Origin of the sequence: Synechococcus sp. ATX 2A4 (assembly GCF_024346375.1) — a bacterium.
In the GTDB taxonomy this organism is placed as follows: Bacteria; Cyanobacteriota; Cyanobacteriia; order PCC-6307; family Cyanobiaceae; genus MW101C3.
In genome coordinates, this window is the sequence record NZ_JAGQCV010000024.1 from 1 (window position 1) to 8350 (window position 8350).

An 8350-nucleotide genomic window follows, 5' to 3' on the forward strand; every position below is an offset into this window, starting at 1 on the left:
CTGATCCAAAGCATCCTTCCACCTCGTTTCGCCTCCGTTGATCTGCGCTCAGCTGCTGCTTGTGAGCAGCATTGATCTCAGGGTCTCTCGGCGGTCTCCCCAATCGCTTACCAGATAGCCGTATATTGTTTCTCGTGCAGAAGTTTCTGTTCTTAGTATTGATATAGATACGATCAGCGCAGATTCGCTCGGGGTAGCAGCCATGTTCTTGCTTGTATTTCTTGGCTTGTGAAATCAGGTCTTCTGATTCGTTGTATGGATCCCAGCTGATCCTGTGCAAGAAGGCAAAGCCATTCTGAACAGAAACACTGATTTTGGCGCCAAATTCAACAGCAGCCCTTGCCTTGCCACGCATCATGGGCCGAATGTGTGACTGAACCAGGTTCACGAAGCGGTTGGGCATGCTGCGGGTCTGGGAATACAACAAGATGCTTTGCTGGCGGTGCAGCTCACTGACCACAAGGAGCTTCCGCCACCAATGGGTCTTCAAGGCAGAAAGCGCTGCACCAGAGGCGATCAGGGCATCGATGGCATCAAGATTCCTCTGCAGGTAGTCGAGCTGGCGTCATATCGTGGCTTTTATATTGCGACGACGCGGCTTTTTCTGTTTGGCAACTCTCAGGATATTGGCACGTGCCTTGCCGCGGTCATATCGGGGTCGATATTTGCGTAGTTCTGAACTCTGCTCGCAGAGATCGTCGATGATCCGCTCTGTTGATTCTCTGGCCTCGTTGAGCAACTTCAGATCAGTCGGGTAGGTGATGTCGGCTGGTGTGTAGGAGGCGTCAATGCTCAGTGTTCCCCAATTCTTCCCTTCTGGCCAATCGGCCGGCTTCACAAAGTCATCGATTGAGAGCTGGCTGCCAGCACCGGCGTCTGGATCGTCAGAATTGTCGTCATCTTGTCGTGCTGCCACAGCATCCATCACCATGGCCTTGCCTCGTTCAGCAATGAGTTCATTGATCCGGCTGAGTTCCTCTTTCGAGAATCGCTTGCGAAAATGAACCATCATTGATGGGTCGAATGGTGCCTTGCTGGAATAGCCGGCAAAGCCAAGAAAAAACTGCATGTAAGCATTCTCTCGGATCTGCTCCACGGTCTCTTCATCGGTCAAGCCAAGCCGCTGCTTGATGAACAGCGCGCCAAACGCCAGCCTCACAGGCTTTGCAGGGGCGCCAGTGGTGGGACTGAACTGAGGCGCATAGGTTGCTTCCAGCTCTTCCCAAGGCATCAAGGACGAGAAGATTACCCAGCGGTTGTCCGAGTCCAACGTGCCACCGAAAGGCACATGGAAATCCTCGATTGAAAGCTGCCCATTATGGTGTTTCTGGTACATCTGCAGCGCTCAGCAGTTGTAGCAATCGTCGATTGCCCTGATCATGGCCAGTTTATCGGGTCTCTATCGCTGAAACAAGCTGCGCCGCAGTGGATCTGCCTTTTTCAGCGGGCCCTCATTAGAGCCACATCGTGTCTGATATCTACCGGTAAATGAACCCACTCGCTTGGGATAACTCTTCTCGGATCGACTGATGTTGATCGCCAACTGACACTGAACAATTCTCTTGGATTACGGCAAATCTCATCTTTGTGATTGCGACTATACGCCCTTTCAAGTTAATTGCAAGGACCCGTGGTGCTTGGTATGACTGAATCATGTAGGAGACGTTGTGAGCTTCTGATTGCCTCCCCACCGTGATAATTGAGGAGCAATTCGCAAACATGATCAATCCGGTCTCTGTATGCAGCGAGGAATGGATTCGGCTGCATCTCAGTCTTCCGGGAAGAGCAAGGCTCATGCTCATTTGCATTAAAAGAAATGGCGCAAGATGGAGGTGATCCTTTGCTAATGATGGATGGTAATTTATTCATCAAGGCGACTGACGTCTCCATTGATGCCTTCATATGCTCGCCGTAGGCCGGTCTTGGGCTAGTTGAACATGCATTGTCGTTTTAGGAGCGTTTCCTTTGCTGGTTGGAGTGCAGCAATGAGACATCCCTTTTCTTTGCAGACAGACTTCACCACCCACCTCATGCCAAGCGTGGCATCGGTTTTCGATGACTGGGTTTGCCTAGCCCCAGCCTCGCTCCACGGCAGCCCTCTCCTCCTTCTGCTGAACAATGGCCATGAGTGAACTCATTCTCTTTGTTGTATGATTGTATTGGCAGGTTAGAAGAGCGTGTCCCAACTGGGACCTTTTTACTCGCCGGTCCTGCCCAAATCGGTTGACCAAGCCCACTTGGTGCGCCGATACTGACCACAGTTGGGAGATTGCCTGTGAGAAGCGCCATTAAGCGATGGTTTGCACATGGTGCTAAAACCTCCGTAAATCATTCAGCCGACGAATCACAAAGTCTTGTGATGGGGGGGATTGACCTGATTACGCCATCCATGATCAATGGTTGGGTATGGCATCCTCATTTGCAGCTCTATGATGTACGCCTATTGGCTGGTGGTAGTTTGCTGGCAACGGCTAGAATTGATATCCATCGTGCAGATGTTGAAAAGAAGGTTGGAGTGAAAGGGAGTCATGCGTTCAGCCTTAAGCTGCCTGTTCACTCACTGGCTTTTGATTTACCCCAAGATCTTCAGTTGGTAGCACTAACGGCTGATGGCTCGGGACGCTTTTCTCTGTCTTGTATGAAGGATAAGTCTTCAACCCAGTCTTTGTTAAAGACTGCTTTGGATCCAAGTTATTTGGGGATGGAAGGGAACTTTGACGGGCTCACCAGCGACGGAAAGCTTTTGTCTGGGTGGTGTTTTCAGGCCTTGAGGCCTAATGAATCTTGTACGGTCTATCTCCAAGTTGAAGGAATGGCACCAGTTCCCGTAAGGTGTGATCAGTGCAGGCCTAGTTTTGCTGGCTTGGGATATCCAGAATATTGTGGTTTTGTCTTTCGTCTTGCTGACCTCGACAATGTCGGTGATTACGTGGGCAACCGACTGACTGTCACGTTTGATGAGTCTGGGCTAATGCCACTTCCTGAATCCGCTCCATTCTTTCTGCCGGCACTGGCTTCAACACCTCAATTTTCTTCCTCTCTCTTTCCCCGAGAAAGCATTCTTAGCGATCAACAGAATGACACTATGTTGCAAGTTTATGCCCCAGCTGTTTACTCAAGTAGCCCAGAATTTGCCAGGTACTGGAGTGAACTTGAGGACTTTAAGAAGCTTTGCGATGTCTTTGAGCGTGAGATTGCGGCAAGGATCCGCCAAGAGGCATTGACCAAGAACAGGAGAATTGGAGGATGGAAGCGCCTGTTTAACCGAAGCGTATAGCCCAATCTCTTTTTCGGATGTATCCTTTCCTGGTGGCAGAGACCTTGTCTGTTCGGCTGATGACCTTCAATTCAGCCGTATGCTGTAGGCCTAGGTGCAGTCAATTGGCCTGAATTGATTCGCAGCCTCTCTGACTAGCACGACATGAGGAGCCGTCTTCTTTGTTCTTCACCAACAAGATAAGATCCTCTGCCATTTGCACGGATTTCATCGCTCTGAATCTCACACATTTGGGTTCAGCGACATGATCAATCTGCCGATGCAGAGAGCCCTCCTAATTGCAGGTTTCGGCGTGGCGCTGGGCTGATGCAAGCAGTGGGTGTGCCTGACAAACAGCCAGAGTGTGGCACGGATTTCAGAACAGTTTGGCTGTACGTGCTTCCCCTCGAAAAATGGAGGGGAACCTGGCTGATAGGCAACCTTATCGTCCCTCCTGAAGTGCTTCGCCGGGAATTGGCGCCGATCCACCAATAGAGTGTTAGAAGCCTGAAACCATCAAAATGGACATGACCTTCGCGCTCACCTAATGGGAACTCACCTCCAGCGGGACCAGGCGATCAGGCGCTGCCTTGAGCAGGGCCAGAGCCCGGCAGCGGTGGCTTCAGAGCTCGGTGTGGCGGGTTCAACCCTGCGCGGGTGGCTGCGCTGGGCGCGGCTTGAGCGGCAGCTGATGGCGTTGCAGCATGAGCGTGATACGCAGCGACAACGCCTAAGCCAGATTGAGCAGGAACTGCAGCTTGCCTCTGATCAACTCGAAACACTCAGGATATTGTTGGATACGGTAGTTGACAAGCCCGCTCACTGAGTTGGCGGGCTTGGCCGCGAAGACTATCCGCTTCCGCGGCGATGCGCTTGTTCAGTGGAGCAAGGGCGGACTGGATCTGGACGCCGTCCCAGCATTTCCGGCGGGCGTGGCGAAGCAACTGCAGCAGCTCAAGCACCAGCGGATGATTGGAGGGGATGGCACCGTGCCGATCCAGCACCTTGTCAGGTGGCTCTGCGATCGGTCGGTATTCGCGCACAACTTCCTCATACACGTTGTTCAGCTGGATGTTGTGAGCATCCAGACCAGCGATCAGCAGGAGCCCGGTGGTGTGGGCATTGAGGCACAGCAGAGTGAGATCGTGGCGGTGGCTTCTTAGCACTGGCAACAGCTTCCACACATCCCCGGTCCAGGCCCCCGTTGTGCGGCGGCGTCGAGCCTGGACGGGATGGCAGGGGTAGATGTCGTCGATCACCACCAATCCCCAGGGTGCCATGTGACGTTCAGTGTTGATGAAATCGCGCAAGGCGAATTCGAACAGGTGCATTCCATCGATGAATGCCAACTCAGGTGAGGGCTGCAACAACTTTTCAGCCTGGCTGGTGAAGAAGGCATCGCTGCTACTGGTGACGATTCTGGCTTTGACCCCCGGATCAACGCTAAGCCTGAGCTGTGGACGTGGGTCCACCCCGATAGCAGGGCCGCTGGCGCAGGCGAGACTGACGCCCTCATCCACACCAATCTCGAGATATAGCTTGGGTTGTAAAACGGAATTAAACCATGCCAATAGATCGTGTTTGGAGCAGTCGCCCCACAGTGTATTCTCTTCGGGGCTCCCACCGAATCCTTCTTTGTTGGCGGCATAGGCCTCACCAAGTCTATGGTAGATCCACTCTGGGGTCTTTTCGGCAAGAAGGGCGGCTATGTCTTGCCAGCGCTGTATCGCCTCGCGGTGATCTCCAGCGGCGACGCAGCGCGCGGCTTCATCAATCAGCAGTGGGATGTGGTGATCAATCCCTCCGGGGAGATGATGGTCAAGAGCGGCATGGAAGTGATCGAGAGCGGAATCTGGCTTGTCTGCCATCAAGAATGCACGACCTAGATGAACAGCCGCCTTGGCAAAGGCAGCTTCACCAGCAGACAAGCCAACGGCAGATGTCATGATATCCAGCTCGGAGCAAAAGAGTAGTCAGGCAAAGCTTCACTCAGTGAGGGCTACATGTTGCCTGTGTTGTGTGGCTCTCAATGAGAAGGGAACCTGACATGGCGTGTTATTGCCCATAGGCATGAACCAATCAAATCACCGATGGCCCTCTATGGCAACATGGCCTTGGATCATCTTAAACGAAGAACAGCTTGAGGCCTTGGTTGCAGATTTCCATCGGTCTTCTCCATGTTTACGGGGACCGACCCTTCGTTGCTTTTGCCATAAGCGTAAGCAACACTAAGAGCAAAGTCTTTCCATGGGATTCATGGTGACTTGGTCTGCCTTGTGCTGGCCATATGTTACCGCAAAGTGGGTGATAGCTGATTCGGCAAATGTGGAAATGACTCACTATGCTGATCGAGAGTACGCTAGTCAAGCTTCTGCTAGGAATGGTGCCTCAGGTTTTCCAGCCCTGATTACCCATAGCAACCTGTGCCATCCCTTGTCTGCATGAAAGGTCAGTCTGCCTCACTCCATGATCACTAGACCAGCTTGTTCCTAGCTCATGCAACCCACCCTGACTAGCCTTCAGCTGATGGCGTAGCACAACCAAGTGGTTGTGGTGATTGGCTTGCCGACTTCCCTGTGATGTGATTTTTCATCAGATACTATGCCCAATTGTTGCGCTGTCGCTTTAGGATGTTGGTGATGAACCAACTCAAACGCGGCAGAGTGGCTCAACGACCAGTTGCTTGCCAGCAAGGTGACTCTAGATCACGGTTATGGAGAGCGAGCGGTGGCACTCCTGCTGGCGAGGACTCTCCCCGTCGCACATCGGAAGACGCTGGTAGCCGTCAATGGCTAAGTCACCAGGAATATCGTGGATGGCACCCGCCTTTCCGGCATCACGCCATGTCACGCGCATCACATCCAGGCCTTCAGCATCTACGCCACCGACGGCCGCACCGTTCGCCATCAGGGTTATACCCAATCCATCAACGCCCGTAAGTGGAGTCTGATGATATGCAAACTCATGTCTATTTTGCCTCCAGATGGATCTACCGTCAAGGCTACTCTGAAGGAGTCGAAGTCTGCGGGGGTTAAGTCTGCGCAAGGCTTTGGGTCGATCACGGGAAGGAGTGGTGTTCCAATTACATGAGGTAGCCTACAACTTGATCAGACTGGACAACATGGACAGTTCATGGGATGACATGGCACTAAGGCCATGGACAAGCGCGATCAGGGATGATGCAGTACTTGGAGCGTTGCGCAGCTGGCAAGGTGGAATAACGTCCGAATCAGCTTGAAAGCCGAAGGAATGGGCAATGCCATTGGCTCATTGGCGGGTTTGCCCCGGTTTCGTAGACAGGTCGAACACCCTTTCCGAGCGATCAAGCAGCAGTTCGGCTTTCAGAAGACGCGGTAGCGAGGCATGATCAAGAACCGCTGCAAGGTGAAGGTGCTGGCAGCCCTCTCAAACCTATTCATGGCACGTCGTAGGTTGCTATGCATTGCGTGATCGGAAGAGTGGTGTGCCCATTGAAGGAAAATTGCACGAGATGGACAAGACTTAGTTTCCTTGAACATGAAATCAGACCAATCAATTTCAGATTCCCCTTGAAACTCTTCATCTTGAACAAAGCGCGACCTCAGGCCCAATTTGCGGGATCGTTGCCTAGAGGCTCCCTAACTCGATGCAGCTGATACTGAGACTGAGCTTGTGGTTGGAGAGATCCACCAATGACGCCATTTACTCGCACGCCTCGACATTTCTGACGACAGGCCAGTTGTGGTTTTCAGGCCAGTGCATAAGCGGGAGAACTTGATGCTAAGATAGACCTTTGAGGCTTATCTATTGGATCTTTATACTGAGTTAAACGTTAAAATCTCGCCATTTGACTCGCTCATTCATTTGGTTGGCAGCGAGCTTCATAAGGGTGGTCCATTATGGAATGATTGGGACAACTGTCTCTATCAGCGTCATTGGAGGGGACGCAACCGAGTAGACACAATGCCTCAGCTACTTGATTATACATCATCATCGCTCAATCTTGATACTGGCTATTGGTGTGGGCCGATTACCAAGCACTATGGACACCAGATTGCAGAGTTCACTACTCGACTTCCGGTTTATCTTGGATTGCACAGCCCTAGTGAGCCGCTGATCTTCGGGATCAAGCGCAACGCTATGCCGCAAAGCATTCCATCTTTTATGAAGCAGTTGTTGGTCTATTTTCAGATTCCTTGGCAAAATATTCACCTATGCAATTCGTCCATCAGCGTCAAGAAGTTAAAGTGGACCCCCCAGCAGGAGATATCACCCCATGGTACGCCTTCTGAGGACTATATTCAAGTGTTGACATCTCATGCTGACCAAGTTCTTGCCGGCTCCAGTGTGGATGCAAGGCATGTCTATGTATCAAGAGCGGGTCTGACAAAGGGTTCGGTGGCTGGAGAGTCCTACTTGGAGGAGTTCTTCGTTGCAAAGGGTTACACTGTGATCAGGCCGGAAAATCATGGAGTGATTAAGCAGTTATCGCTCTACCAAGGCGCTCAATCACTGATCTTCATGGAAGGAAGTGCTCTTCATACTTTGCAGCTTTTAGGCAGGCTAGGTTGCAGGGTGCTGGTGATAGGGCGCAGGCCTGGCCTGAAGATGGCACGGCCGCAATTACAACCTCGAATGAGAAGCCTAGAGTATCTTGACGCGGTTCAAGCCTTTTCGCCAGGAATTGAAAAGACGGTAAGACCAGCCGACGCAAAAGGGATCACAGTTCTTGATGCGGAGATCCTTAAGGCCCAGCTTGAGAGTTTCGGCGTATCTACGATCGGGTTTGACAGCGAAGAATACTACCAAAGAGTTAAGTATGATATTAGCAGATGGTTTCTGTCTGGAGAGTCTCTTGCAGGTCCTCAAGCGGAGTCGGCTCGGCGATTTGCAACTGATAATTTAGCCCCATTCATGTAGCTTATCCATTCAGTGGTCGGTCCGCGCCGCCGCGCGATTGAAGGCGTCTAGGCAGCGGTTTTCGTACTTAGGGACTCCTGAAAAAGGGCAGCAGAGGCCGGATCCGAAATCTGCTAAGCGGCAGGGATTAGGAGGCTCATGCGCGCAGTTATACAGCGGCCAGTAAATCAGCCATTTCGAGCTGCCACGTGTTTT

At 52.0% G+C, this 8350-nt stretch carries 6 protein-coding genes and 1 pseudogene; 4 read left to right on the forward strand and 3 right to left on the reverse strand.

Features of this window, described 5'->3' with window-relative positions:
- A partial coding sequence (locus tag KBY97_RS14450) for a transposase (protein WP_255148020.1) occupies positions 1-490 on the reverse strand: 490 nt, incomplete at its 3' end.
- Between the two features lie 75 nt (positions 491-565).
- On the reverse strand, positions 566-1336 hold the full coding sequence (locus KBY97_RS14455; RefSeq protein ID WP_255148021.1) for a transposase: 771 nt from the start codon (positions 1334-1336) through the stop codon (positions 566-568).
- Positions 1337-2275: 939 nt separating this feature from the next.
- On the opposite strand from KBY97_RS14455, the gene KBY97_RS14460 reads away from it, so the two are divergent.
- Together KBY97_RS14460 and KBY97_RS14465 are read left to right on the forward strand one after the other, a co-directional pair.
- On the forward strand, positions 2276-3277 hold the full coding sequence (locus tag KBY97_RS14460; protein ID WP_255148023.1) for a hypothetical protein: 1002 nt from the start codon (positions 2276-2278) through the stop codon (positions 3275-3277).
- Between the two features lie 526 nt (positions 3278-3803).
- Entirely contained in the window at positions 3804-4082 is a 279-nt protein-coding gene (locus KBY97_RS14465; protein WP_255148025.1) for a transposase, read from the forward strand.
- Here the strand turns inward: KBY97_RS14465 and KBY97_RS14470 are convergent.
- A complete protein-coding gene (locus KBY97_RS14470; RefSeq protein ID WP_255148028.1) occupies positions 4039-5202 on the reverse strand; it encodes a class I SAM-dependent methyltransferase in 1164 nt (387 codons plus the stop codon). The two genes, KBY97_RS14465 and KBY97_RS14470, sit on opposite strands and share 44 nt — an antisense overlap.
- A 1345-nt stretch (positions 5203-6547) precedes the next feature.
- Here KBY97_RS14470 and KBY97_RS14475 point away from each other — a divergent pair.
- Together KBY97_RS14475 and KBY97_RS14480 are read left to right on the forward strand one after the other, a co-directional pair.
- Positions 6548-6706 (forward strand): annotated as a pseudogene (locus KBY97_RS14475) (transposase); the annotation flags it as partial.
- 336 nt (positions 6707-7042) lie between these two features.
- Positions 7043-8155, forward strand: coding sequence for a glycosyltransferase 61 family protein (locus KBY97_RS14480; protein ID WP_255148031.1), 1113 nt, complete (start codon positions 7043-7045; stop codon positions 8153-8155).
- The last annotated feature ends 195 nt before the right edge of the window (positions 8156-8350 follow it).